Consider the following 24,284-nt stretch of genomic DNA (forward strand, 5'->3'; position numbering starts at 1 on the left):
GGCGACCCGGCGCCATCATGCCGTCTTTGTACGACGGCATGATGGCGCGCACCGCGAAGCTAAGCCGCGCGCGGCACACGAACCGCCCTGCAAAACTGTGGCTGCCCCAGCGGGCTGGCCATCTGCGCATTGCCCATGTCGTCGCGCCCTCTTTTCTTCGAGATCTCGCAATCAAGCGCAACACTCGCCGGTTTATCGACAAACATTGGCAACAGCGCCCCGATCTGGGCGGTACCATCCGCGCGTCGAATGCAGACCGCCGTGAGTTGCATAGTCCGATCCGGCGGATTGAGCAACGATTGCATCAACAGCGTGTTCGAGTGCTCTGCAATCTGGAAGCTTCCATCGACGGGAGAAACATCCACCCGGTCGCCGGCTTCGCCGCATGGATCATTCGTTCCCGGCTTGGCGCCCAGGAAGACCCCAGCGCCGGGAGTAGGCTTTCCATCCTCCAGCAAGCGCCCTGCGATGCTCGGGCGGCTGTGCTCAACATGTGGCCAGGGCGCGCAAGCAGTCAGCGACGCAAGCCCCGCGACAAGAACTGTGCAAGCAATGATTTTTTGCATTGGATGATTCCTTAACTGTTAGCTCATCATGGTTCAAGCTTCGCGCCGCACTTGGAGCAAAACCGGGACCGAAAGAATGGATTTCGACTCATGTTCGTCTTGCCGCAGGCATCGCAGAACTTCGCCGATCGCAGGTTAAGGAAAACGATGAGGGCGACGACCGGAATCATGAAGAGGAAGGTCTGCGATGGCGAGTCCATTGCCCAGACAAATCCAACGAACAAAATGGCTGTCCCAATTGTGAAAGGAGGCCATACCTTGCGCTTCAGCTTGGCGTTCTTACTGAAGGAAAAGAACGCCGCGGAGAACAGGCAGAGAACCATCCAGACGCCGAAGAAGATTGGAAAGATGTCACTGTGGGAGTTTTTAAGCACCGGGCTTCTCCTTTGATGTTCGCGTATGGCCGCCACTAGCCAACTCGCTGAGATGTGGCTCGAATAGCCTGTAGCTGAGCCTGTCGGCAACTGGCTTTGCCCCCAAACTTTCGTAGAAAGCGATGCCCCTGGCGTTGCTTGCCTTGACCGGCCAATCGATGCGCCCGCATCCATTCTCCAGCGCGTACTGCGCTACCCACGACATGAGCGCCCTGCCGATGCCCAGTCCTCTCCTGGAAGACAGGACATACAGCTCCTTCAGCCAACATTGCCGACGCTTTTCTGGAGTGAACTCGACAAGCGAATAGGTTAGCGTGATGGCTGCAAGGCCAAGCACCTGGCCGTCGTCCTGGAAGGCCACGGCTAAACGCAGCGGCGATTCGGCGGCGAGCAACTCCTCTACAAGGTATGAACGCACCATCTCACGAGGCAGTGACGAACCTTCGTTGTAATACGCGTGCAATTCCTCCAGCAGCTCTACCAGAGACTCGTACTGTGGTTGGGAGATGAGTTCGACTCGCACCTATTGCCCTCGTATAAGCGAAAACTCGCCTGAGCGAAGATTTTCAGCGGTTTTTCGGGGGTGTTTTTTATTCATGCCAACAGTTTGCACTAATTGATAATTTCACCCATGCCCGTTGCCACGCTGCGTCTGAGGTTTTGGATGAATTCAGCATCGAAGGGCTCCCAGCTGGCGAGTTCGCCGATGATTTTCAAAGGTAATTTACATCGGTACGACCGCGTTGGATTGCCGGGGAATTTTCTGTCCGTGACGTTGGGGTCGTTCTCAAATTCTCCCGTCGGTTCAACGATGTACACTCGCGGTTTGCCGTCGCCCTGGGCCATTTCCGCAGCCAGCCCCGCCCCTTTTGACAGGGCCGTGAAATAGATGTGGTTCATCACGACGCTGTCGTCGTAGTTTGATCTGAAACCTGCTGTCAGCAAATCGCCGACCTGCAGATCAGCTTTCGTACCATGGTAAAAAGGTCCGGTATCTAAAAGGGTCATAAATATTCCGTCCAACGTTGTTGAATTATGGAAACTAATCCGGCTGAAGCACTACAACATCCGCACTGTACAACGCCACGCCCGCTGAGGGGAAATCGTACAGACTTCTTTTTCCCAAGCTTCATGTTTTTCATCAATTACATTCGGCATTTGGTCATTTTCATAATTGCTTCGAGACATACAACAGCGCACAATCCCGGGCGAGCACCGCCCCATCCACGACTACAACGATAAAGAATCATGATGGAGACAACACGTATTGCTGCCCCCCTGTTGGCGCTTGCCTTCGGCTGCGCCAGCCTGCCCGCCCACGCGGCCGAACTCGGCTTGGCGCGCCTCTTTTCCGACCACGCGGTCCTGCAGCGCGACCAGCCCATCGCTCTCTGGGGCACGGCGGGCGCCGGGCGCAAGCTGACGGTCAAGCTCGCTGGACACACGGTGAACGGCAGCGCGAACGCGCACGGCAAATGGCGGATCGAGCTGCCGCCGCAACCTGCCGGCGGACCGTACGCGTTGACGGTGACGTCGGACGGGCAGACGGTCAGTCGCGCCGACATCCTCGTCGGCGACGTCTATCTGTGCTCGGGCCAGTCCAACATGGAATTCGCCGTGCGCTCGTCGACCAATGCCATCGGCGCCACATACGGTGCGGGCAACGACAGGATGCGCTACCTGAACATCCAGAAGAACAACGCGGCCACGCCACAGGACGAGCTCAAGGGCCCGGCCGAGTGGACGCCCCTGACGCCGGAAACGGTTGGCGATGCGTCCGCCGTCTGCTACTACATGGCGCGCTCGCTGCAGGCCAGCTACAAGATACCCGTGGGTTTCATCAACGCCAGCTGGGGCGGGACAACAATTCAGAGCTGGATCGGGGCCGAGTCGCTGCGCACCTTCGGCGACTACAAGGCAGGCGTCGCCGCCGTCGCGCAGTACGGCGCCGATGCGGCTGCGGCCATGCGCGCCGAGGACGCGCGTAACGAAGCATGGTGGCGTGCGCACGACCCGGCCGCGGCCGCCCAGCGCGCATGGGCCGCGCCGGACTTCGACGACACCGCGTGGCAGACCGTCACGCCGGCCGGATCGTGGAAGGACTGCGGCCTGGCCGGCTTCAAGGACTTCGACGGCGTGGTCTGGTACCGCACGACCGTCACCCTGACGGAAGCGCAGGCCAAGGCGGCGAACGTGCTGCACCTGGGCCCCGTCGACACCTATGACACCACCTGGGTCAACGGCGTGCGCGTGGGCGGTACCAGCACATCCTGGATAGGGCGCGATTATTCCGTGCCGGCCGGCGTGTTCAGGCCGGGACGCAACCTGATCGCCATGCGCGTGCTGAACGCCGGCCAGGGCGGCGGCCCGTCGGGGCAGCCGGCCAGCCGCAACATCGGCACGGCGGACGGCCAAGTGATCCCCCTGCCCGGCGCCTGGAAAGTCCAGCGCGGCAGCGCGTTGACCGGCCTGTCCGTGCCGCCGGCGCCGTGGGACGTGCCGACCAGCCTCACCACCCTGTACAACGGCATGATCGCCCCACTGGTCGGCTATAAATTCAAGCTAGCGGCGTGGTACCAGGGTGAATCGAACACCGGCGCGGCGCAGGAATACCGCACGCTGCTGCCCATGTTGATGCGCGACTGGCGCCAGCGCTTCGACCAGCCGGCGCTGCCTTTCCTGGTCGCGCAGCTGACGTCGTTCAGCTCGACGGCAAAGACACCCGGCCAGTCCAACTGGGCCGAGCTGCGCGCCGCGCAGGCCGAATCCGTGGCGCACGACGACCATGCGGGACTCGCCGTCACGCTTGACGTGGGCGACCGCTTCGACATCCATCCGACCCAGAAGACGATCGTCGGCGAGCGCCTCGCGCGCGCCGCGCGCGCCGTTGCGTACGGCGAGAAGACGGCGCCCGGCAGCCCTTACCCGCTGTCCGCGCGGCGCAGCGGCAACGACATCGTCATCGCCTTCCGCGACACGGGCGGCGGCCTGGCGACGTATTCATCCGATCGCGCCATCGGCTTCGAAGTGTGCGCGGGTACGGCCTGCCGCTATGCCGACGCGCGCGTGGCCGGCGATACCGTCGTCCTGCCCGGCGCCGGCACGGCCGGCGTCACACGCGTGCGCTATGCCTGGGCCGATGCACCGTTCGTGAATCTGTTCAGCGGCGACGATCAGCCGGTCTCGACGTTCCAGCTCGACATAACTGCCTCAAATTAAATTGGACTACCCAATGCAAGCGCAAACGACTGTACGCCGGCGGCCCGGCCTGGCATTGCTAGCCCTTTGGTTCGCCACAGGTGGATTGCACGCGGCGACCGATCCACTTGCGCCAACAGCGCACTGGAGTGCCTACACCGCCGGTCGAGCGACGACACCCCCGATGGGATGGAGCAGCTGGAACGCGTTCGGTACCGATATCGACGAGACAAAGATACTCGGCTCGGCCCAACGCATCGTCGACAGCGGACTGGCCGCCGCCGGCTATCGTTACATCAACATCGACGACGGCTGGTGGGCGCGCCGCCAGATACCCGATGGCCGCCTGGTGATACGGGCCGACCGCTTCCCTTCGTCGGTCAAGGGCAGCACCAGCAGCTTCCGCCCTTTCACCGACAAGCTGCATGCGATGGGGCTCAAGGCCGGCATTTACTCGGACCTCGGCCGCAACACCTGTTCCCAGGCCTATTCCGGCGATGACACCGACCTCCCCAAGGGCAGCGTGCTCGAGCGCGAAGTCGGCCTTTACGGCCATATCGATCAGGATATCGCGCTCTATTTCGCCGACTGGGGTTTCGACTTCATCAAGGTCGACGGCTGCGGCCTGCGCGCCTACGGCGCCGCGAGTCCGAAAGTCCGCTCAGGCCAGTATCGCGCGCTGGCGCCTGTGCTGGACCTGCAATCGGTCACCCGCTCCAACATTCCAGCGGTGCAGGCGGAATTTACCCAGATTAATGCGGCGCTCGTGCGCAACAATCCCGATGGCGACTTCCTGTTGTCGCTGTGCGTATGGGGCGCCGCCGATGTGCGCGCATGGGGTAAAAACTTCGGCAACCTCTCCCGCACCAGCGACGATATCACGCCGTCGTGGGCCCGCTTGCTGACCAATTTCGACAGCGCGGCAAGGCGCGAGCTGTACGCGCATCCGGGCAGCTGGAACGACCCGGACATGCTGTACATCGGCAAGGGCGACTTCGACGCCAATCACCTGGTGGAAGCCAGATCGCATTTCGCACTCTGGGCCATGTTGAACGCGCCGCTGATGATAGGCGCCGACCTCAGGACCATGCCGCAGCCGCTGATGGACATCGTCGGCAATACCGACATCATCGCGGTCAATCAGGATCCTGCCGGCAACCAGGCGACGCTCGCTTATGACGCCGACGATCTCGAGATCCTGGTCAAGCCGCTGGCATCGGGCCAGAAGGCGGTCGCCATCTTCAACCGCGGCCTCGCGCCGATGGACGTCGACCTGACCGCCGAGCAGCTGAAGTTCCGCAACGACGCCCCGATCACGCTGACCGATCTCTGGACCAAGGCGGACACCACGTTTACGAACGAGACCAAGCTGCGTGTCGCGCCGCGCGAGACGCGGATCTTTCGCGTCCAGGGTACGCGCGTGCTGGCACAGGGCATCTACCTTTCCGAACGCCCTGGCAGCGTGAATCCGGCCGTCGATGGCGTGACCAGGCCGCAGGCCGATCCCTCGATCTTCCGCTCGTCGGCCGGTTGGACCGGGACCAAGGGCGCGGGCGAACGGCCCATGTATGCCGGCTGGGGCGGCGCGCGCGCCGACAGCACGCCCTACGGCCAGACGATGCAGATTGCCGGCACGCCCTACGCCGCCGGCATCGGCATCCTGGCCAATTCCCGGCTGGAAGTACGCAACAATGGTTACCGCAGCCTGAGCGCCCAGGTGGGCGTGGACGATTCCGCACAGGACCGCACGCACGGCGTCACATTCATGATCTACGGCGACGGCAAGTTGCTGGCAAAGAGCAAGCCCTTGCGCTGGGGGCAGCCGGCACAGGCGTTGAGCGCCGATGTCGCGGGCGTCAGCCTGATTGAACTGGTGGCCCGCAGCACGGCGCAAGTCAACGAGCAGTTGCCGGTAAGCTGGGGCAACGCCGCGCTGTTGTCGCCGGCTCGACCAGACTCCCGGTAGTCGTCAGCGCGGTATTGGGCGGTCAGTTATACTCAGACCCGTTCCCGATCCTTCGCGAGGCCCCATGCACCTGCCAGCTCCACAGCCGCCGTCCGGCGCCATATCGCGCGTTGTGGTGCGCTCCAGCGAGGGCCGGGCGTGGGACGGTTTCGGCGCGGAGTTGTTCACGGTCTCCGCCGGGCTGCATGCGATAGCGGCGCGGCCGCATCACCGCGTCGCCGTGCATGTCGGCGCGGCGGTCAAGGCACACTGCGCCTGCGACGGACGACCCAGCGCCCGCATCCAGACACAGGGCGACGTCGACGTGGTGCCTGCGGGCGTCGACGGCCGCTGGAACGACGATGCGGGCTGCACCATTTTCGGGGTCTGGATGACCGAAGACTTCGTGCGCGCCGCCACGGAACAGATGTCCGGCGCCGCAGGCCGGCGCCGGCTGCATCCGCAATTGCAGTTGCGCGATCCGCGTTTTGTGCACCTGGCGTGGGCGCTGCGGGCTGAACTCGAAGCGGAAGCCGCTTCCGATCCGCTGTACGCGGAAAGCCTGTGCACGGCGATGGTGGTACGCCTGGTCTGCGGCGAAGCGCCCGCCGATGTCAAACAACAAAAGCTGGGAACGGTACCGGCTGCGCGCGTTCTCGACTATATCGAAAGCAATCTGGCCAAGCGTCTTTCTCTGTCCGAACTGGCCACCGTGGCCGGCCTGAGCGTACCGCACTTCAGCGCGCTGTTCCGCCAAACATTGAACATGCCGGCACATCAGTACGTGGTCCGGCGGCGCGTTGAGCGCGCCCGTACCCTGCTACTGCATACCAAACTCAGCATGAGCCAGGTGGCGCTCGACGTCGGTTTCGCCCATCAAAGCCACCTGGCCCACTGGATGAATCGCATCCTGGGCATGACGCCCAGGGACGTTCAGAAGGCTGCCTGAGGCCCTGCCCACGCGGCGATGACGTCGACCACAATCTTCGCTCCAGGCACGTGGAGCGCGCTCACTTCGACCATCGATTCGGCCGGGTAAGGCGGCGCAAACCATAGACGGCGCAGCGCCAGCATCTTGGGCGCATCGTTCATCGAGGTCAGGAATAGCGTCACCTTGATGACACGGTTCATCGTCGTCCCGTTTGCCAGCAACACCCTTTCCACATTCTCGAACGCCTGCCGGGCCTGGAGATCGAAATCGTCGGCGCCGACCAGGCAACCGTCACCGCCGACGGCCGCCTGGCCCGACGCGTAGATGATGTCGCCGACGCGGATCGCCGCCGACCGGCCGCTAATTTTTTCCAACTTCATATGGTGTGTCCCGGGTTCCGTTAAGCAGGGCTCATCATAGGCCGCCTGCCCCTGCGCGGTACGCGGGAAACGCGTGAATTGCGCGGATTTGAAGGGTGCGCCGATATCGCGGCAGGCCGCCATCGAAACCTGCGCCGCGTCCGCGTTTGCTGCGCGCCGGCCGCGCCGGTGGCCGGTAGCATCCGTTATTCCCTACCGCGAGCATGCCATGAAACTTGAACAAATTCATACCATCCCCGACCCTTATGCGCCATTCCTGCTGTCCCAGGCGATCAGGGCGGGTGACCTCCTCTACCTGTCCGGCCAGGCCGGCGCCGGCGCCGGCGACGACGGCGGCATCGTCGGCGATGGCGATTTCGACAGTCAGGCCAATCAGGCATTCCTGAATCTGGAACGGGCGCTGCGGGCCGGCGGCTCGGACCTGGAACATGTGATCAAGGTCACCATCTTCCTGACCTCGATGAGCAATTACGCCAACGTCGTCAAGCTGCGCCGCAAATGGTTCTCGCCGCCCTACCCGGCCGATACGATCGTGGAAGTATCGGCCCTGTACACGCCGGAGGCCCACATCGAAATCGAGGCCATCGCCGTCGTGCGCGAAACCGGCCAGGGAGCAAGCCGCATGGATTCATGGTGAGCCTTTCCGGCGTGCAGATCGGCCACCAGCCGCCGGCCAGCGCCGATGGATTCAGAAGGCGCTCTTGATCACACCGCCGTCGACACGCAGCGCCGCGCCGGTGGTCGCAGATGCCAGCGGGCTTGCCACATAGGCCACGAGCGAGGCAACTTCTTGCGGCGTGCCGAAGCGCTTGATCAACGACGTCGGCCGCACATGTTCGAAGAACTCCGCTTCGACCTGCTCGAAGCTCTTGCCGGCCGATCGCGCCAGGTCCTCAACAAAGTCGCCGACGCCACGCGATTTGGTCGGGCCGGGCAGTACGCTGTTGACCGTGATACCGGTGCCGGCAACCGACTCCGCCAGTCCGCGCGACACCGCAAGCTGTGCTGTCTTGGTCATGCCGTAGTGGATCATTTCGGTGGGGATCTGCACCGCGCTTTCGCTGGAGATGAAGATGATACGCCCCCAATTCGCGCGCTTCATCTCCGGCAGCACCAGGCGCGCGAGGCGGACACCGCTCAGCACATTGACGTCGAAGAAGCGCCGCCAGTCCTCGTCGGGAATGTCTTCAAAGGCCTTGGGCTCAAAAATGCCGAGGTTGTTGACCAGAATGCCGATGCCCGCATGGCGTCGAACCACCTCTTGCGCGGCCTCGGGCAGGCTAAGGTCGCCGGCATAGCCCAGAACCGTACCGCCCGTCTCAGAACGTATGCGATCGACCGCCTCATCCACGCTTGCCTGCATCCTGCCGTTGACGATGACGCTTGCGCCTTCCTGGGCCAGCTGGTGCGCAATGGCATAGCCGATACCGGCCGTGCTGCCGCTGACTAAGGCGGTCTTGCCGCCGAGTTGCAAATCCATGTCGATACTCCTTGGTTGTCTGCGAAAAGTGAAATCTAATTGTCCCAATACCCGCGGTGCATGGCGATCGTCACGGCATGGGTGCGATCGCGCGCGTCGAGCTTGTGCAGGATGGTTTTCATGTGTGCCTTGATGGTGTCTTCGCTCAAGCCCAACCGGTCGGCCACACGCCGGTTGGAATTGCCATCCGCGACATAGCGGAGTACTTCCAGCTCGCGCTTGCTCAGCGTATCCTGCTGGAAGTTGTTGGCCAGGCTGCTGGCGACTTGTCGCGATAGCTGCCACTGTCCTGCGTGCACGGCAACGATATAGCTGCTTAATTCGGTACGCGCCAGGTTTTTCAGGAGATAGCCGCTGGCCCCGGCCTTCAAACCGCGCGCCACGCGTTCATCGCCGGCGTAGGTGGTCAGGATAATGATACGCGCCTGCGGATTGAGGCTGCGGATGGCCGTGGTCGCCTCGATGCCGTTGCGCCCCGGCATTTGCACATCCATCAGCGTGATGTCGGGACGGAAGCGTTTGTATTGCTCGATGGCGCCGTCGCCATCCCCGGCCTCCGCCACCACCGAGAACTTCGGATCGGCCGACAGCACGGCAGCGATCCCGCTGCGCAGCAAGGGATGATCGTCCGCGATCATCACCCTGATCATTCCGCCGCCCCTGCTTTCCATAACAGCGCTCCTTTATCGTCTTGGACTAGCGTATCACCGGAAAGTCCTGCCGACATCACCCTATTGGGTATAAGCCAGGGCTGCCGGCAGCGTCAGCTGCCACTCGGTGCCGGTTTCGGCGCTACTGCGCAACACGAGTTTGGCGTTAATCCTGGCCGCGCGCTCCGCCATGCCGCGCATTCCCCAGTGATTCCGGCGCCCGCCGTCACCCAGGATTTCCGCAGGAATGCCGACACCGTCATCACGTACGATACACCGGAATTCCCGCATGCCGTATTGAAGTTCCACCTCTATGCGCTGCGCCCTGGCGTGACTGCAGGCGTTGGCGATCGCCTCGATGGCGATTGCCATGGCTTCCTGATAAATCGCGCCATCCAGCTGGCGCAACGCGCCGCTCATCTTCAACTGGATGGCGCTTGCCTCGCAAAGCTGCAAGCGGTTCGCGGCGGCCAGCAGCGCGTCCGGGAAGCTGAGCTTGTCGTCTTCGCCCCGCAATTCGCGTATGCGGCCGCGGCCTTCATCCACCACGTCGTCAGCCTGCTGCAGCACATTCTCCAGCTGCATGCGCATCGCGTCTTTGGGCGGCATTTTCATGACGGCGGCGTGAATATGCAGGATCAGGCTTTGCACCGATTGCAGCAGGGTGTCGTGCAGCTCCCTCGCAATGCGCTCGCGCTCGCTTACCCGTTCCTGCAGGCGATGCGCCATTTGCCTGGACATACGGTTGATGTGCCAGCGGTATGCCAGATAGGCCGCCGACAGCAGCAGCGCGCCGCATAGCGCCTTGAACCACCAGGTTTCCGTCATGGCCGGGGCGATCGTAAAGTGCGCCATGGCGTGTTGACCGGCCCATTTGCCGTTGTAATCGGAGGCCGCAACGCGAAAGTGATAATCGCCGGGCGCGAGATTGCTGTAGTACGCGTTGCGGCGGGCGCCTACCTCCTGCCAATCCGCATCGACTTCCTCCAGTCGATAGCGAAACCGTACCCGCTCCGGCATCGCCAGCGAGGGAATGGTGTAATCGATCTGCAATGCGGAGACGCCGGGAGCAAATTGCGCATGCTCCTGCGCCGCCTTGCCTTCTCCCGGCGGTCCGATCGTCTTGATGATGGCGGGCTGTGCCGGCGAAAGCGGTAATTGCTCCCTGGGATTCAATCGAAACACGCCGGTCGTCCGGACTATCCACAGGCGCGAGTCGGACGACAGCACCAGCGAAGGCGATGGAACGAGGCGCGGCGCACTTCCTTCCAACCCGTCAAGCTGATCCAGGCGCTCGTACTGCACGCGGTAATCCGGGACGCGTTTGAATTTGGCGATCTCTTCGCTGGCAATGCGGAACAGGCCTGCCGTGGCATTCAGCCACAGATCGCCGTTATCCAGTTCGACGATGCCGGAGATGCCGTCGAAGGTTTCGCCATTCAAGCCGCCGACCTGTTGGAACCGGCCGGCTTCAAACAGCGCGAGTCCGTTGTCCCCGCCCGCCCACACGTGCCGGCCATGCAGGTGCAGCGCCATCACCAGACCCACGGTGAGGCCGTCGGCCGGACCATAGTTGCGCCATCCGGCGCCCTCGGCGTGCGCCACGCGGCCGGGAAAGTAGCCCAGCCACAGGCCCGAAGCATCCGAGCGGGCCATCACGCTGACTTCGCCTTCGTTTCCGGTTTTCTCCCACTCGCCGTTGGACCTCCGACGATACAAGCCCAGGTGTTGTACCGCCGCCAGCAGGTCGCCGTTCTGCTCCGCCAGCACGCTTTTGACGACCCTGTTGCCTATGGTGGCGGGCAATGCAATTCTCCGGCTGTCCTTGCCCTGGATGCGGCGCAGCGCGCCGTAGGATGAGCCCCATAGTACGCCGTCGCTGGTGCGGGTGAAGCCGGTCAGCATATCCGCCCAGCCCTCCTGGTTGGCTGGCCACAACGGCGTGATCCTGGCCTGGCCGGCATCGCTGACGGAAACATGAAAGCCGCCTATCCAGGCGCCGCCGCTGTCATCGGCCAGGATCGCGGCGCCTATGGCCGACTCGGGGACCTCGATTCTTGCCAGGCGCCGGCTGCGAAAACGATCTATCCCGGAGGACGTGGCGGCCCACACACTCCCTTCCCTATCCTCGAAAATAGCGCCGACGGAGGGGCCGCTCAAACCTTGCGGCGGCGTGGTCCGGCCGGATACGCCGTTCGCGGTGCGGTATTCAAGCCCCCCTTTAAGCCCTATCCAGAGATCGCCGCGGTGGTCGAACAGCAGGCTGGCGGGGTCGCCCAGGTGCTCCCAATGCTGCGGATAGCCGCCCTGCGCCGGCCCGGCAAGCTGATTGAAACGGGCATGCCCGGCATCCCAGCTCACCACGCGGCCATCGGGCAGGTTAAACAGCACGCCGGTGCCGCTGCTGACCGGCGCCTTGGCGAACTGTTTACTGCCCGGCCGGAGGAAATAGACGCCGGTATCGCACTGCGCCCACAGCACACCCTGGCGGTCACGCATCAGTGTCTTGTACTGTCCGCCGGGTACCTCCCACGAACCGGCGGGCGCTTGCCAGCGTTCGTTTTCAAGGTAATACATTCCCTGCGCCGTCGCCGCCCAGACGCGGCCGTCGCCGTCTTGCTCCACGCCCCAGACCGAGCGGCCAGGCAAGCCTTCCCGCTCGCTGTAGTTGCGGATGCGTCCATGCCGCAGCTGCGCGGCGCCGCCGGTGCGGTAACCTATCCACAAGGAGCCATCGGCAAACGCGTTGACCACGCTGACATTCCTGGTCAACAAAGGCGCGTTGGACGGCGCGAACTGTTCGAACTGGATACCGTCAAAGCGATACAGGCCGGTCGGACCGCCCAGCCACAGCCAGCCGTCCTGGGCCTGGGTCATGGACAAAATCATGGCCGGGGCGCCATCGCGAACGGTCCAGCTGGTGTGGTGCAGATTGATCGGCGCGGCCGAAATGCTACGGGCATGCGACGTCAGGCAGCAGGAAAGAATTACCAACAAGGAAAATATTCTGCCGCAACTCATCAATGGACTTTTCATGGAAGAAACCGGCGATTAATTGTAATTCTGAAATTTTTGCTACCGCGAATATTGTATAGAAATAAACCACCCGATAGTGTGTATGTCCGCGCCGATCAGTTGGATATTCTGTTGGTTTAACCACGGGAGATCATCATGTTACGAACTGTCACCAGGTTGCTATGCGCGGGCTTACTGATGTTGTACGCCTTCATCGGACCAGCTCATGCGCAAGCCCCGAAGAGCAATTTTGCGGAAATAAATGGCGTGCGGATCCACTACCTGTCCGCCGGCAAGGGCGATCCTGTGATCCTGCTGCATGGCTACACCGAGTCCAGCCACATGTGGCTGCCGCTGATCGCCCAGCTGTCGAAGGACCATCTGGTCATCGCCCCCGATTTGCGCGGCTTCGGACAATCCGGCCTGCCGCAGGGGCCCTACACCAAATCGGTGATGGCACAGGATGTCCACGCGCTGGCAGCCAGCCTTGGCATCAAGTCAGCCAAGGTTGTCGGTCACGACATCGGCCTCATGGTCGCTTACGCCTATGCCGCCCAGTATCCGCAGGAGGTCAACAAGATTGTCTTGATGGATGCGTTCCTGCCGGGTGTGGGCAATTGGAAGGATGTCTGGCTGCTGCGCGACTTGTGGCATTTCCATTTCTATGGCGAGACGCCGCTTGCGCTGGTTAAAGGACGCGAACGCACTTATTTCGAACATTTCTGGAACGACTTCGCCGCCGACAAAACGAAATCGCTGAGCGAAGCGGATCGTAAATTCTATACCGCCGAATACGCCCAACCGGGCCATATGCGCGCAGGTTTCGAAGTCTTCCGCGCCTTCAGTACGGATGCGGAGGAGTTCGCCCAGTACATGAAAACGCCGCTGACCATGCCGATGCTCGTCCTCGCCGGCGAGAAGGCATCGGGTGAATTCCTGATACAGCAGGCGCGCCTGGTCGATACCAACGTCGAAGGCGTGGTGGTCAAGAACAGCGGACACTGGCTGATGGAAGAAGCGACGGCGGAAGTGGTGCCCAAGCTGGTTCAGTTTCTGAGTGGTCGCTAGCCGCGATATGGTCCCTTGACTTCACCCCCCCCCACTTGGGCATGGGCGCATCCTGATCGGCTTGCGCCTCCGGCTGCGAATTGATGACGGCCAGACGCGATCCCCACTCGAGATAGCCAACCAGCGCCGAGCGGAATTCCGGATCGTCGGGCATGCCCAACTCATCGGCTGTTTCAAGCAGCAGAGCAACCCAGCGGCGCCGCTGCTCCTGGGCGAGATGCCGGTTGAGATGCTGCTGAATCATATGTGGGTGCCCGCCGTGCTGCTCGGAGTAGGTGGTGGGCCCGCCCAGCACCTCGGCAAGAAAGGCGGCGACATGCGCTGGATGATCGTCGCCCATATGGGCAAACACGGGGCCCAGCAAGGCATCGCGCTTGACATGCTCGTAGAAGCGCGCGGTCAGACGACGCAGGGCATCGATGCCGCCCAGCCATTCGTACAGCGTAGGAATGTTTTCGGACATGCGGAACCTTTCAAATGCGGTCTAAGGCATCCAGAGGAGCAGGTCAATCAATGCGCGCGGCGCATTTTGCGCATTTCACGAGTCCCGTGCGGCCGATCGTCCAACCACACGCCCTCGCCGCCACCGCCGCCTTGCTGGCCCACTCCTCCATCGGATGATTGGCAGCTTCTTCGAATTCAAAGAACGCGCGGCAGTCATGGGACTCGCACACGAGCATGAATTCACAGAATAGCATTTCTTCGAGCAGGTTATTCATCACTGCGATGGCCTCTTAAATATGGAACAACCCCTATCGCCAGCGACGCGATGCCCAGGACGCTGATGCCCGCGCTGAAATTCCGGCTCGAAGCGCTGGTCGTCGAATGGTTTCATTAAGTAGTCGAGCGCGACTACCTCGAAAGCGCGCAAGGCGAATTGGTGATGATGCGCTAGAATACCCGCAGTTTCTAACGATGCGAGGGGCCTTACTTGTCGCGTCACGACCTGGTTGGACCCACCGCATGCACCTGCTTTATCCCGATGTAAAACTGATGACCGATGGACGCGCTCCTCGCCCTGTTCCTGCCGGCCCGTCCCGGCCCCGATGGCATGGCGGCCTGACGGCCGGCGCGCTGGCAATGGCGCTCAACGCCGGCGTTGTGCTGGCGCAAGTGCCGCAACAGCCGAAGGCGCCGCCGTTGGCTGCCACGTCAGAGCTGCCGCACCCGCCCGCAGACACCGTGACGGTGCAGCGCGGTGATCTGCAGCAAACGGTCGACGCCATCGGGAAATTGCAATTCCATCAATTCGCGGACGTGGATATCCCGGTGGCGGGCCAGGTAAAAGAGGTCCTGGTTGCCGTCGGAGATACTGTGCAAAAAGGCAAAGTGGTGATGGAAATGTCGCCTGCGGTCCAGGCAAACCAGATGGCAAGCAATCGCGCGCAAATGGCGCGCCTGCAGGCCGAACTGGCAGACCAGCAGGCACAGACGGACTTTGCCGAGCTGCAGTTCAAGCGCCAGACCCAGCTCAAGGCGCAAAATGCCACGCGCGAAGAAAGCTTCGAGTCGAGCCGCATGAGTCTGTCTTCGGCCCGCGCCCGGGTGGATTCCATCAACGCCCAGATCCGCCAGCTCGAGGCGACGCTGAAATCCGATGAGGAGAGCCGCCAGCACACGCAGGTGCTGGCGCCGATTTCCGGAACCGTCGTTGCCGTGAATGCGCGGCCCGGACAAACGGCGGGCGTTGGGCAAGCCGCCGTGCCCTTGATGCGCATCGCGGATCTTTCGCAAATGACGGTGCAGGCACGCGTGGCGGAGATCGATGTGACACTCCTGCGACGCGGCATGCCGGCCAATTTCAAGACGCCCGGTTATCCTGGCCGCATCTGGTCGGGCAAGCTGCGGCAGGTACTTCCGGTGCCTGCCGAAGGCACGGGCGAACAGGGCAAGCAGACTTTTTACAACGTCCTGTTCGAGGTCAACAATCCGGAGCAGGAGCTGATGAGCGGCATGACGACCCAGGTGCAGTTCATCGTCGCGCAGGCCAGGGATGCGGTGCTGTTGCCGCTCAATTTGCTGGGCAAGTGCGATGCGGAGAAATTATGCGAGGTCAACGTGTTGACCGCCAACGGCCAAGTCGATGCGCGCAAGCTGAAACTTGGCGTGCGCAATCAGCAGCAGGCACAAGTGCTGTCCGGCCTGGAAGCCGGCGAGCAATTGCTGGTCGGCCCGGCGCCGGCCGTCGCGCTGCGGCCCAAGCCGGCCGCTCCAGGCGCCGGTGGCGCCGCGCTGCGCTGATGGGAACGCCATGAAGCGCCGCGCTCTGTTCTCCTCGCTGTGTCTGGCCGGCGCCTTGCTGGCGGGCTGTGCGCACACGATTCCCGTGGCGGAAGCGCCGCCGGCACTCGACTTGCCGGCCGGCTGGTCGCAGGCGGATAAAGCGAGCGCCCAGGAATGGCCCGATGCCCAGTGGTGGCAACATTTTGGCAGCGCCGAGCTGTGCCAGCTGGTAGGCGAGGGACAAGAAGGCAATCTGGAACTGGCCGCCGCGCTGTCGCGTGTGCGCCAGGCAGAGGCTCAGGCCCGCATTGCGGGGGTCGCCCTGCTGCCATCGGTCGATGTGTCCGCAGGCGCCAGCCGGGATCTGCCGCTCGGCAGCCATCGCAACGCCAATGTGTCGTCCAGCGGCCTGTTGCAAGTGTCTTACGAAATTGATTTCTGGGGCAAGAGCAAGGCCGGCATCGCCGCGGCCGAGGCATCGCTAAGGGCCAATTTCTATGATCGGCAAACCGTCGCCTTGACGGTGACGAGCGGCATTGTGTCGACCTATCTGCAAGTGCTGTCCCTCCACGACCGCCTCGACTTGGCGCGCGAGAACGTCGGCAATGCCGAACGTGTGCTGTCGCTGGTCGAGGCGCAGCGCAGCGTGGGGGCCGCCACTTCGGTCGACCTGGCCCGCCAGCGTTCCGCCGTTGCCAGCCAACATGCCACGATCCCCGATTTGCAGCAACAGGAACGCGAAGCGCAATCGGCATTGGCCATCTTGCTTGGTCGCCCGCCGCAAACCTTCCGGATCGGGCATGGCGGACTCGATACCATCAGCTTACCCGAGGTGACGCCGGGCCTGCCATCCGAACTGCTGTCGCGGCGGCCGGATATTCGCCGTTCAGAAGCGACTTTGGCGGCGGCCAGCGCCAACGTGGACGCGGCGCGCGCGGCACTGTTTCCCAGCATACGCCTGACCGGATCGACGGGCACGCAAAGCAGTGCCCTGCTCTCGCTGCTCAATGGCCAGAATTTGTTCGCCAATGTCGGCGCCTCGCTGATGGCGCCAATTTTCGACGGCGGACGTCTGCGGACCGAACGTGATCTGGCCATCGAACAAAAACAGGAACTGGTGAAGGCGTATCGCTCGACCGTGCTCGCGGCGCTGGCGGAAGTAGACACCGTGCTAGGCCAGATCAGGAGCATCGATGAGCAGCGTCAGCTGAAACAGGTCGAACTGGAACAGACGCGTCTTGCCTTCAATTTGTCGGAGATCCGCTACAAGGCGGGGGCGGAAGACTTGATGACCGTGCTCGATACCCAGCGCAACCTGTCGGACGTGCAAAATGAGTTGGGAATACTGAAGCTGAAGCGCCTGCAGGCCACCGTGTCGCTGTATAAAGCCCTGGGCGGTGGCTGGACGGCCGGCTGACTTGCCTTGCTTGCCGTTCCCATGGAACGTAATGACGGCCTGATAGTCGCCAAGCCTGCAAAATACCGCATTCTGTTGGCACGCCCCATTCGATTCCAGCCCGAGCACCAACGAACCAAACAAAAAACCCGCTGGTCCTTTCGGAGCAGCGGGTTTTTTGTTGTCTTAAATTTCGATCAGCGCGCAGTCACCGTCACCGGGATCGTCAGCTGGGCGCTGCCTCCGGCATTATCGGTCACCGCCACCTTCAATTGATAGCTGCCGGCCACCGGCGCGCTCCAGTACGGCATGACGCTCAGGCCGTTGGACTGGAACATCATGCCCAGTGGCACCCCGGAGATCGTGATCGACACCGAACTGGCGCCATTGTCCACGATGGTGATCAAGCCCGTCATCGGCTTGCCCGCCACGCCCGTCATGGCCGCGGCCGTGATCACCGGGCCACCGGCGGTGATTTGCACCGTGTACCTGGCCTGGCCGCTCAAGCCGGTCTTGCTATCCTTGGCGGTGACGGTGACGGTGTAGATACCGGCCACCGGCTTGGCCCAGCTGACCAGGCCCGCAGTGCTAATCGCCATGCCGGACGGCGCGCCGCTCAGCGCGTAGGTGACCGGATTGGCATTGCTGGCCGCCGCCGAGAACGACAACGCCACGCCCACCTTACCGCTGATGGTGCCGGAAGTCAGCACCGGCGCCGACAACGGCGCGATGACGACGGTGTACACGCCCTGCCCGCTGAGGCCGGTCTTGCTGTCCTTGGCGGTCACGGTGACGGCGTAGGTCCCGGTCACCGGCGTTGCCCAACTGACCACGCCGGCGCTGCTGATGCTCATGCCGGACGGCGCCCCGCTCAGGGTATAGCCGACCGTATTAGCCGCAACGGTGGAAACCGTGAACGTCAACGCTGTCCCGACCGTGCCCTTGATGCTGGCCGAGCCCACCTGCGGCGCGGCGGTGACGGTCAGGCCCGACAGCGTCGACAACAGGCTGGACACGTTCGGCGTGCCCAGGCCGGTCAACTGATCGTAGCCGGTCTTGGCGGTGCAAGCAGCGCAGCTGCCGTCGCTGCCGGAGGTGACATCGGCAAAGGCGGACGCGTAGGTGCCCGGCACGGCGGCGATCCCGCCATACAAGGCCGCATGCGGCGCACCCATTGCCGCCTTGCCGCTCAGCGCGCGGGTGGCGTTGGCCACCGCGATCAGGCCGGCCCACTGCGGCGTCGACAAGCTGGTGCCGCCCACGCTGCCCCAGCGCACCGTAGTGCTACCGGGCGCGATCATCGCCACGTACTGGCCGGACGATGGATCGGCATTGAAGGCGACATCGGCCACCGTGCGGCGCGCGGGCGTGCCCATGCCCGGCACGGAGCTGGTCTGGTAGCTCGGCGTGGCCGTGTACAGGCTGACGCCGCCGCCGGTGCCGGACCAGGCCACTTCGGAACGCAGTCCGCTGCCACTATAGCTGAGCGTGGTGCCACCGACCGCCAGCACATGCGGCGCGACCGCCGGCCACGACACGCCTGCGCCGGAGTCGCCGGTGGCGGCCAGATAGGTCATGCCGGCGGCGGCGAATACGCTGTCGGAGGAGACGGTACCGCTGCTTTCAGAACCGCCAAAACTCATCGAGACGATGCCCGGCCCCATCGCGTTGGCCAGCTTGGCGCCGCCCAGCAGATTGTTGTAGCTTGCGTCGGCGGTTTCGATCAGCACGATGCGGGCCAGTGGCGCGGTGGCGTGCGCCCACTGCACGTCGAGGGTGATTTCGCTGGCCCAGCCGGAGTCGTACGCGGGCTGGGTCGCGGTCATGGCGCCACTGGCGGTGCTGTACACCACGGCCAGTTCGCAGCCGCTGGTGGAGGCGGCGGCCAGCGGCAGGCTGGCCGTGGGAGCGATGGTCTTGGTGATGCAGGCCGGCAGGCTGAATTTGGTGTTGAACGCGGCCAGTTCGGCGACCACGTTCGGGTCATGCTGGGCGTCGAGGATGTAGATGGTCTGGCCGGCGCCCAGCTGTGCCGCTTGGGCGGCCGTCAATGCGCTGCCGGCCGCCGGCAGCGCCGGCAAGCCATAGGCGGCGCGGATCTGGGCCGGAGTGTAGGTCGCCACCACGCTGCCGGAGGCTGCCGGCGCCGCGGCCGCTTCCGGGCTCAGGTTGCGCATGGCTTCCAGGTGACGGCCGCGCAGCGCCTGCATGGTCAGGCGGCGAGTCGAAAGGTGCTGGAATTCAGTCGGGACGGCCTGTGCGTGCACCGGCGCGGTGGCGCTGTCGGCATGATCGTCCGGCGCCGCCAGTTCGACCGGCGCCATGTGGAACGACGGCAGCGCCATGCGCTGGGCATCTTCGGCCGGCAGCGTGCCGGCATCCAGTACCAGCGTGGTCGAGCCGGTTGCGAGCGGAGCTGCGCCCTGTACCAGACGCGTTTCAGCGGAGTTGTCAGTGCCGCCAGCGCCGCATGCGCTCAGCAGGGCAGTCGCGCACAGTGCGAGCGCCAGCAGCGCCACCGCAGATACGTTATATTTTGTTAAATATTGATTTTTCATCATCCGCCTTGGCGCTGCCATTTTGTATCCACGCGGAAATTATCGCACATTATTTATGCATTACCGACGTCCGCTACGACATCTGGTACAAGCTGTGGGGGGAACATGACGCTCAATCCGGTATCGGCCATCACCGGCGCGACTGCGGACTGCATCCCGGACGACCAGCTGGTGGCCGAATTCTGCCGCGCCGCGATGCGCGAGGCGGCCGTCATCGGCGAACGCATCGCCTAAACGCCCGAGCAGCGCCACCTGATCACGCGCAAGCTGGGCGCCTTCCAAAGCTCGCTGCTGCGGGACGCCGAAGCCTGCCGCATGCTGGAACTCGACGCGCTGGTGGCGGCCGTGCGCAAGATCGGCCAGCGCCTGCAACTGGCCACGCCGCACATCGACGCCCTGTTCGGCCGCGTGCACGGCCTGAATCCGCCGGCGGCAGGCTAAACAGTCAGAACGCTTCCCAATCGACGCCGACAACCGCGGCGACCCTGGCCGGCCGCGCCGCCTGCGCGCGTGGGCTCGCGGCGATTTTCGCCACCGCCTTGACCACCTTCAGCGGCCGGCGGACAGCGGGCTTGCCGGCGGCCGAAGCGCCCCGATGCGCGCCCAGCTTGAAGGCGCCGACCACCTGCGCCAGTTTGACCGCCTGGTCCTGCATCGATTCGGCCGCCGCCGCGGCCTCCTCCACCAATGCGGCATTTTGCTGGGTCACCTGGTCCATCTGCGTGACGGCCTGGTTGATCTGCTCGATGCCGGCGTTCTGCTCCTGGCTGGCGAAGGCGATTTCGGACATGATGTCCGTCACCCGCTTGACGCTGTCGACGATCTCGCCCATGGTCGCGCCGGCCTGGTCGACCAGCTTCGCGCCCAGTTCCACTTTCTCCACCGAATCGCCGATCAGTTCCTTGATTTCCTTCGCGGCCGACGCCGAGCGCTGCGCCAGGTTGCGCACTTCCGACGCCACCACCGCGAAGCCGCGCCCCTGTTCGCCGGCGCGCGCCGCCTCGACCGCCGCGTTCAGCGCCAGGATATTGGTCTGGAAAGCGATGCCGTCGATCACGCCGATGATGTCGACGATTTTCTTCGACGAGTCGTTGATCGACCCCATCGTCTGCACCACCTCGGACACCACCGCGCCACCGCGCAGCGCCACCTCGGACGCGGAGTTGGCCAGCACATTGGCCTGGCGCGCGTTGTCGGCATTCTGCTTGACGGTGGAAGTCAGTTCCTCCATCGACGACGCGGTCTCCTCCAATGAACTGGCCTGCTCCTCGGTGCGCGACGACAGGTCCTGGTTGCCGACCGCGATCTGGCGCGACGCGGTTCCTATGGTCTCGGTACCGGAACGCACTTCGCCAACGATGGCGGCCAGGCTGTCGGTCATGCCCTTCAACGCCGTCAGCAACTTGCTGACCTCGTCCTTGCCTTCGACGTCGATGTGGCGGGTCAGGTCGCCGGCGGCGACGGTTTGCGCGATCGACACGGCCTCATTGATGGGGTGCGTGATCGAGCGCGTGATCGACCATGCCAGTCCGGTCGCCGCAACGCAGGCCAGCACGGCGGTAATCAGCAGGAATCTGACCGCGAACACGTATTCGACGTGCATTTCCTCGATCAGATCCTTGTTCTGTTTTTCCTGCAGATCGATCATCGCGTTGATCAGCGCGAAGCTGCCATCCTGCTGCGCCTGGACGGAGTTCAGCAGGAAGCTCGGCGCCTCGTCCCGCTTGCCGTCATTGACCAAGGCCAGCACGGTGCGTAGCAGCTTCAGCGTCTCGGGCGCCTTCGTCTTGATGTCGGCGTGCAGTTGCCTGGCCTTGACGCTGCGGACCAGCGTTCCCAGTTGTTCGACGCTGGCGTTAAAACTCTTTTCGGCACCGTCTATGCGCGTCACCATTTTGGCCTGCACGTCCTTGTCCGTGTAGAGGATGAAGTTGCGGGCCGAACGCGCGATCAGGTTCAGGTCCATCAGCATGCGGTTCGACAGCGCGATCTTGGCGTTGTTCTCGTTGACGACCGTATCCATGCGCGCCTTGGTGGTCGACAGCGACGACCAGCCGATGTAGGCGATGATAACCAACAGCGCCAACATGGCGCCAAAGGCGATATTCAGGCGGGTGCCGATTTTCAGATTGTTCATAGCAGTCGCTCCACCGGGTAAGGGTTTGACGGAAAAAGTAGATTTTCCGGCGGGGCTGGGCCGAAGAGGCGTTCTGATGAGAGCGGCTGCGCGTGGTGGCACAGCGCGAAATTCTGCTTACAAGTGTAGGGTTATAATTTCCCATTTGCAAGCAATGTGTGGCGCAAACCACGCATCCGCCGCGCCCTGCCTGGGGCGCCCGGACGCGTGGACATCGTTGCCGCGGCGATCAAGGAGACCTGTGGCGGTCTGTTGCCGGGCAAACCTTAATCAATCGTCCCGGTTGCCGCGCTCGTCGCGGCTGCCGGACTGGCGCTGGCCAGGATTGCTGTTTTCCTTGTTCTTGCTATCGCGGCTGGTGTCGACGCTCTGCTGCTGGCTGCCGCCGCGCGTGCCGCTTTGCTGCGAGCCTGGAGTGCCCGATTGTTTGGAATTTTCCGATGGCGATGGATTGTTTTTACCTTGGTTCATGGTGGTCTCCTGTTCAGGTGGTTAAATTGCCGGCCGCAGCCGGTAACAAATCATCTGCCCACGCGATACGGCACGATATAGGAGCACCGCCCACTCCGCTGTAGGACTGGACTGAGTTCCGCAAGAACATAGTTCGTTGCGCAAATGCCTCAATGTTGTAAACGCTGCCACACCGCTTCCCCCGGCACCACAGCCGCATGACTCGCGCCGCCATGCGTTTGGCTTCCAAAGCCACTGCAAAGTCGCCAGTCACTCCCGGGTTTCGCTCTAAGATCGGATCATTGTAGTAATGACACCGTTTCTGAGAACCCTATGAAACCAGCATTGAATGTGCAAGCGGCGCTGTCGGGCAAGCGCATCCTGATTACCGGCAGCACCGGCTTCCTGGCCAAGGTGGTGCTGGAAAAGCTCATCCGCAGCGTGCCGGACATCGGCGGCATCGTGCTGCTGATACGCGGCGGCAAGCATGGCGCCGACGCGCGCCATCGCTTCGACCGCGACATCGCCACCTCGTCGGTGTTCGACCGCCTGCGCGCCGAGCGGCCCGCGTTCCTGGCCGAATTTTTCGCCGAGAAGATCGAATGCGTGACCGGCGAAGTAACCGAGCCCTGCTTCGGCCTGCTGCTGCCGGACTTCACCGCGCTGGCGCGCCGCGTCGACGTGGTGATCAACGCCGCCGCCAGCGTCAACTTCCGCGAGGCGCTGGACGAGGCGCTGGCCATCAACGCGCTCAGCGTGCAGAACATCTGCGAACTGGCTCGCACCGGCAACGCGCCGCTGATCCAGGTCTCGACCTGCTACGTCAACGGCTACAACCGCGGCGACATGCTCGAACAGAACGTCACGCCGGCGCGCGCCGCCATCCCGCGCCATGCCGACGGCCACTTTGATTTATACGGTTTGCTCAAGCACCTGCAGCACCGCATCGCGGTGGTGGAGGCAGAGACCATCGGCTCGGAGCAGCTGGAACGCCGCCTGACGGAACTGGGCATCGCCGAGGCCAACTACCACGGCTGGAACGACACCTACACCTTCACCAAGTGGATGGGGGAACAGCTGGCGATGCAGGCCATGCGCGGCAAGACGCTGACCATCGTGCGGCCGTCCATCATCGAAAGCACGCTGCAGGAACCGGCGCCCGGCTGGCTCGAAGGCGTCAAGGTGGCGGACGCCATCATCCTGGCCTACGCGCGCGGCAAGACCAGCTTCTTCCCGGCCAAGCCGAATGAAATCGTCGACATCGTGCCGGCCGACCTGGTCGCCAACAGCATCGTGCTGGCCGCCGCCGAAGCGCTGGCCGATCCGGGCGCCACCCGCATCTACCAGGCCTGCACCGGATCGGCCAACCCGATCACCGTCGGCCGCGTGATCGACCTGATACAAACCGAATCGAAGCGCAACTGGCGCAGCTACGAGCGCCTGTTCTACCAAGAGCCGAAACACGACTTCCGGGTTGTCAGCCGTCCCGCGTTCCTGCTGATGCTGCGGGCGATGCGCATCGGCGCCACGACTTGGAGCGGCGTGCGGCGGCTGCTGGGCGCCGGCGAATCGCCGAAGCTCGAGGCGCTGCGCACCACGCAACTGCTGGCCCTGACGTTCTCGTTCTACACCGCGCCGCGCTACGTGTTCCACAACACATCGCTGATGGCGCTGACGCAGCGCTTCGGCAGCGAAGACCGGGCGCGCTACATGGTGGACCCGGGCGCCATCGACTGGAAGGAATACCTGTGCCGCATCCACATGGCGGGCCTGAACCGCTATGCGCTGCGGCCGCGCTCACCCAAATCGGTGGAGGCGGCAGCCGCAGCTGCGCCATCGCCGTCAACGGAAGCACGGGCAAAAGCGACACCTGTAAAAATATAAGCGGACGCCGGCAAAGATCCGGCGCCGCA

General features: G+C 63.5%; 22 protein-coding genes and 1 pseudogene. 11 read left to right on the plus strand and 12 right to left on the minus strand.

The genetic code is table 11. The features are described 5' to 3' along the window. The first annotated feature begins 17 nt into the window (after positions 1-17). On the plus strand, positions 18-581 hold the full coding sequence (locus tag ACCD07_RS00765; protein ID WP_413446209.1) for a hypothetical protein: 564 nt from the start codon (positions 18-20) through the stop codon (positions 579-581). Positions 582-592: 11 nt separating this feature from the next. On the opposite strand, the gene ACCD07_RS00770 is transcribed toward ACCD07_RS00765, so the two are convergent. The 3 genes from ACCD07_RS00770 to arr all read right to left on the minus strand — a co-directional run bounded on the left by ACCD07_RS00770 (position 593) and on the right by arr (position 1,948). Then, positions 593-940 carry a hypothetical protein gene (locus tag ACCD07_RS00770; RefSeq protein WP_413446210.1) on the minus strand — a complete coding sequence of 116 codons (348 nt, stop codon included), beginning with the start codon at positions 938-940 and terminating at the stop codon, positions 593-595. After that, positions 933-1,463: a GNAT family N-acetyltransferase gene (locus ACCD07_RS00775; RefSeq protein ID WP_353403506.1), complete on the minus strand. Its 531-nt coding sequence runs from the start codon at positions 1,461-1,463 to the stop codon at positions 933-935. The genes ACCD07_RS00770 and ACCD07_RS00775 overlap by 8 nt, the downstream gene beginning before the upstream one ends. A gap of 89 nt (positions 1,464-1,552) precedes the next feature. Further along, entirely contained in the window at positions 1,553-1,948 is a 396-nt protein-coding gene (arr, locus tag ACCD07_RS00780; RefSeq protein WP_176651052.1) for an NAD(+)--rifampin ADP-ribosyltransferase, read from the minus strand. Between the two features lie 240 nt (positions 1,949-2,188). On the opposite strand from arr, the gene ACCD07_RS00785 reads away from it, so the two are divergent. From ACCD07_RS00785 to ACCD07_RS00795, 3 genes are all read left to right on the plus strand, one after another. Beyond that, positions 2,189-4,159 (plus strand): sialate O-acetylesterase, encoded by a 1,971-nt coding sequence (locus tag ACCD07_RS00785; RefSeq protein WP_413446211.1) that lies wholly within the window; start codon positions 2,189-2,191, stop codon positions 4,157-4,159. Between the two features lie 163 nt (positions 4,160-4,322). Continuing rightward, positions 4,323-6,104, plus strand: coding sequence for an NPCBM/NEW2 domain-containing protein (locus ACCD07_RS00790; RefSeq protein WP_413446212.1), 1,782 nt, complete (start codon positions 4,323-4,325; stop codon positions 6,102-6,104). Between the two features lie 64 nt (positions 6,105-6,168). Further along, a complete protein-coding gene (locus ACCD07_RS00795; RefSeq protein ID WP_413446213.1) occupies positions 6,169-7,032 on the plus strand; it encodes a helix-turn-helix domain-containing protein in 864 nt (287 codons plus the stop codon). Here ACCD07_RS00795 and ACCD07_RS00800 read toward each other — a convergent pair. Next, entirely contained in the window at positions 7,017-7,517 is a 501-nt protein-coding gene (locus ACCD07_RS00800) for a RidA family protein (protein WP_413446214.1), read from the minus strand. The two genes, ACCD07_RS00795 and ACCD07_RS00800, sit on opposite strands and share 16 nt — an antisense overlap. An 85-nt stretch (positions 7,518-7,602) precedes the next feature. On the opposite strand from ACCD07_RS00800, the gene ACCD07_RS00805 reads away from it, so the two are divergent. Further along, entirely contained in the window at positions 7,603-8,031 is a 429-nt protein-coding gene (locus tag ACCD07_RS00805) for a RidA family protein (RefSeq protein ID WP_413446215.1), read from the plus strand. Positions 8,032-8,082: 51 nt separating this feature from the next. On the opposite strand, the gene ACCD07_RS00810 is transcribed toward ACCD07_RS00805, so the two are convergent. Genes ACCD07_RS00810 through ACCD07_RS00820 form a run of 3 tightly spaced genes read right to left on the minus strand, consistent with a single transcriptional unit; the run spans position 8,083 to position 12,401 of the window. Next, entirely contained in the window at positions 8,083-8,874 is a 792-nt protein-coding gene (locus tag ACCD07_RS00810; RefSeq protein ID WP_413446216.1) for an SDR family NAD(P)-dependent oxidoreductase, read from the minus strand. 35 nt (positions 8,875-8,909) lie between these two features. Further along, positions 8,910-9,545, minus strand: a complete 636-nt coding sequence (locus tag ACCD07_RS00815) for a response regulator transcription factor (RefSeq protein ID WP_353403498.1) — start codon at positions 9,543-9,545, stop codon at positions 8,910-8,912. Positions 9,546-9,605: 60 nt separating this feature from the next. After that, positions 9,606-12,401, minus strand: a complete 2,796-nt coding sequence (locus ACCD07_RS00820; protein WP_413446217.1) for a triple tyrosine motif-containing protein — start codon at positions 12,399-12,401, stop codon at positions 9,606-9,608. On the opposite strand from ACCD07_RS00820, the gene ACCD07_RS00825 reads away from it, so the two are divergent. Continuing rightward, positions 12,400-12,579 (plus strand): hypothetical protein, encoded by a 180-nt coding sequence (locus ACCD07_RS00825; protein ID WP_413446218.1) that lies wholly within the window; start codon positions 12,400-12,402, stop codon positions 12,577-12,579. The two genes, ACCD07_RS00820 and ACCD07_RS00825, sit on opposite strands and share 2 nt — an antisense overlap. A gap of 116 nt (positions 12,580-12,695) precedes the next feature. Beyond that, positions 12,696-13,607, plus strand: coding sequence for an alpha/beta fold hydrolase (locus ACCD07_RS00830; RefSeq protein ID WP_413446219.1), 912 nt, complete (start codon positions 12,696-12,698; stop codon positions 13,605-13,607). On the opposite strand, the gene ACCD07_RS00835 is transcribed toward ACCD07_RS00830, so the two are convergent. Together ACCD07_RS00835 and ACCD07_RS00840 are read right to left on the minus strand one after the other, a co-directional pair. Further along, positions 13,525-14,070 carry a group II truncated hemoglobin gene (locus ACCD07_RS00835; RefSeq protein WP_413446220.1) on the minus strand — a complete coding sequence of 182 codons (546 nt, stop codon included), beginning with the start codon at positions 14,068-14,070 and terminating at the stop codon, positions 13,525-13,527. The genes ACCD07_RS00830 and ACCD07_RS00835 overlap by 83 nt on opposite strands. Before the next feature lie 43 nt (positions 14,071-14,113). Continuing rightward, positions 14,114-14,326, minus strand: a complete 213-nt coding sequence (locus tag ACCD07_RS00840; RefSeq protein ID WP_413446221.1) for a hypothetical protein — start codon at positions 14,324-14,326, stop codon at positions 14,114-14,116. Between the two features lie 244 nt (positions 14,327-14,570). On the opposite strand from ACCD07_RS00840, the gene ACCD07_RS00845 reads away from it, so the two are divergent. Together ACCD07_RS00845 and ACCD07_RS00850 are read left to right on the plus strand one after the other, a co-directional pair. Beyond that, entirely contained in the window at positions 14,571-15,848 is a 1,278-nt protein-coding gene (locus tag ACCD07_RS00845; protein WP_413446222.1) for an efflux RND transporter periplasmic adaptor subunit, read from the plus strand. Between the two features lie 10 nt (positions 15,849-15,858). After that, on the plus strand, positions 15,859-17,247 hold the full coding sequence (locus ACCD07_RS00850; RefSeq protein ID WP_413446223.1) for an efflux transporter outer membrane subunit: 1,389 nt from the start codon (positions 15,859-15,861) through the stop codon (positions 17,245-17,247). A gap of 176 nt (positions 17,248-17,423) precedes the next feature. Here ACCD07_RS00850 and ACCD07_RS00855 read toward each other — a convergent pair whose 3' ends face one another. After that, positions 17,424-19,787 (minus strand): S53 family peptidase, encoded by a 2,364-nt coding sequence (locus ACCD07_RS00855; protein ID WP_413446224.1) that lies wholly within the window; start codon positions 19,785-19,787, stop codon positions 17,424-17,426. Between the two features lie 62 nt (positions 19,788-19,849). Here ACCD07_RS00855 and ACCD07_RS00860 point away from each other — a divergent pair. Then, positions 19,850-20,225: pseudogene (locus ACCD07_RS00860) on the plus strand (ketopantoate reductase C-terminal domain-containing protein); the annotation flags it as partial. 4 nt (positions 20,226-20,229) lie between these two features. Here the strand turns inward: ACCD07_RS00860 and ACCD07_RS00865 are convergent. Further along, positions 20,230-21,921, minus strand: a complete 1,692-nt coding sequence (locus ACCD07_RS00865) for a methyl-accepting chemotaxis protein (protein WP_413446225.1) — start codon at positions 21,919-21,921, stop codon at positions 20,230-20,232. A gap of 270 nt (positions 21,922-22,191) precedes the next feature. After that, on the minus strand, positions 22,192-22,392 hold the full coding sequence (locus ACCD07_RS00870) for a hypothetical protein (protein ID WP_176650959.1): 201 nt from the start codon (positions 22,390-22,392) through the stop codon (positions 22,192-22,194). A gap of 312 nt (positions 22,393-22,704) precedes the next feature. On the opposite strand from ACCD07_RS00870, the gene ACCD07_RS00875 reads away from it, so the two are divergent. Beyond that, positions 22,705-24,255 carry an SDR family oxidoreductase gene (locus tag ACCD07_RS00875; protein WP_413446226.1) on the plus strand — a complete coding sequence of 517 codons (1,551 nt, stop codon included), beginning with the start codon at positions 22,705-22,707 and terminating at the stop codon, positions 24,253-24,255. Positions 24,256-24,284 lie beyond the last annotated feature (29 nt).

Source organism: Duganella sp. Dugasp56, assembly GCF_047304105.1.
GTDB classification, from domain to species: Bacteria; Pseudomonadota; Gammaproteobacteria; order Burkholderiales; family Burkholderiaceae_D; genus Rugamonas; species Rugamonas hordei.

What these genes read in the sequence shown, in the direction of transcription:
- ACCD07_RS00765 (WP_413446209.1), top strand. Translation starts at nt 18, where the DNA reads ATGCCGTCTTTGTACGACGGCATGATGGCGCGCACCGCGAAGCTAAGC.
- arr (WP_176651052.1), bottom strand. Translation starts at nt 1,948, where the DNA reads ATGACCCTTTTAGATACCGGACCTTTTTACCATGGTACGAAAGCTGAT.
- ACCD07_RS00785 (WP_413446211.1), top strand. Translation starts at nt 2,189, where the DNA reads ATGATGGAGACAACACGTATTGCTGCCCCCCTGTTGGCGCTTGCCTTC.
- ACCD07_RS00790 (WP_413446212.1), top strand. Translation starts at nt 4,323, where the DNA reads ATGGGATGGAGCAGCTGGAACGCGTTCGGTACCGATATCGACGAGACA.
- ACCD07_RS00795 (WP_413446213.1), top strand. Translation starts at nt 6,169, where the DNA reads ATGCACCTGCCAGCTCCACAGCCGCCGTCCGGCGCCATATCGCGCGTT.
- ACCD07_RS00800 (WP_413446214.1), bottom strand. Translation starts at nt 7,517, where the DNA reads ATGGCGGCCTGCCGCGATATCGGCGCACCCTTCAAATCCGCGCAATTC.
- ACCD07_RS00805 (WP_413446215.1), top strand. Translation starts at nt 7,603, where the DNA reads ATGAAACTTGAACAAATTCATACCATCCCCGACCCTTATGCGCCATTC.
- ACCD07_RS00810 (WP_413446216.1), bottom strand. Translation starts at nt 8,874, where the DNA reads ATGGATTTGCAACTCGGCGGCAAGACCGCCTTAGTCAGCGGCAGCACG.
- ACCD07_RS00815 (WP_353403498.1), bottom strand. Translation starts at nt 9,545, where the DNA reads ATGGAAAGCAGGGGCGGCGGAATGATCAGGGTGATGATCGCGGACGAT.
- ACCD07_RS00825 (WP_413446218.1), top strand. Translation starts at nt 12,400, where the DNA reads ATGGACAAAATCATGGCCGGGGCGCCATCGCGAACGGTCCAGCTGGTG.
- ACCD07_RS00820 (WP_413446217.1), bottom strand. Translation starts at nt 12,401, where the DNA reads ATGACCCAGGCCCAGGACGGCTGGCTGTGGCTGGGCGGTCCGACCGGC.
- ACCD07_RS00830 (WP_413446219.1), top strand. Translation starts at nt 12,696, where the DNA reads ATGTTACGAACTGTCACCAGGTTGCTATGCGCGGGCTTACTGATGTTG.
- ACCD07_RS00835 (WP_413446220.1), bottom strand. Translation starts at nt 14,070, where the DNA reads ATGTCCGAAAACATTCCTACGCTGTACGAATGGCTGGGCGGCATCGAT.
- ACCD07_RS00840 (WP_413446221.1), bottom strand. Translation starts at nt 14,326, where the DNA reads ATGAATAACCTGCTCGAAGAAATGCTATTCTGTGAATTCATGCTCGTG.
- ACCD07_RS00845 (WP_413446222.1), top strand. Translation starts at nt 14,571, where the DNA reads ATGCACCTGCTTTATCCCGATGTAAAACTGATGACCGATGGACGCGCT.
- ACCD07_RS00850 (WP_413446223.1), top strand. Translation starts at nt 15,859, where the DNA reads ATGAAGCGCCGCGCTCTGTTCTCCTCGCTGTGTCTGGCCGGCGCCTTG.
- ACCD07_RS00855 (WP_413446224.1), bottom strand. Translation starts at nt 19,787, where the DNA reads ATGATGAAAAATCAATATTTAACAAAATATAACGTATCTGCGGTGGCG.
- ACCD07_RS00865 (WP_413446225.1), bottom strand. Translation starts at nt 21,921, where the DNA reads ATGAACAATCTGAAAATCGGCACCCGCCTGAATATCGCCTTTGGCGCC.
- ACCD07_RS00870 (WP_176650959.1), bottom strand. Translation starts at nt 22,392, where the DNA reads ATGAACCAAGGTAAAAACAATCCATCGCCATCGGAAAATTCCAAACAA.
- ACCD07_RS00875 (WP_413446226.1), top strand. Translation starts at nt 22,705, where the DNA reads ATGAAACCAGCATTGAATGTGCAAGCGGCGCTGTCGGGCAAGCGCATC.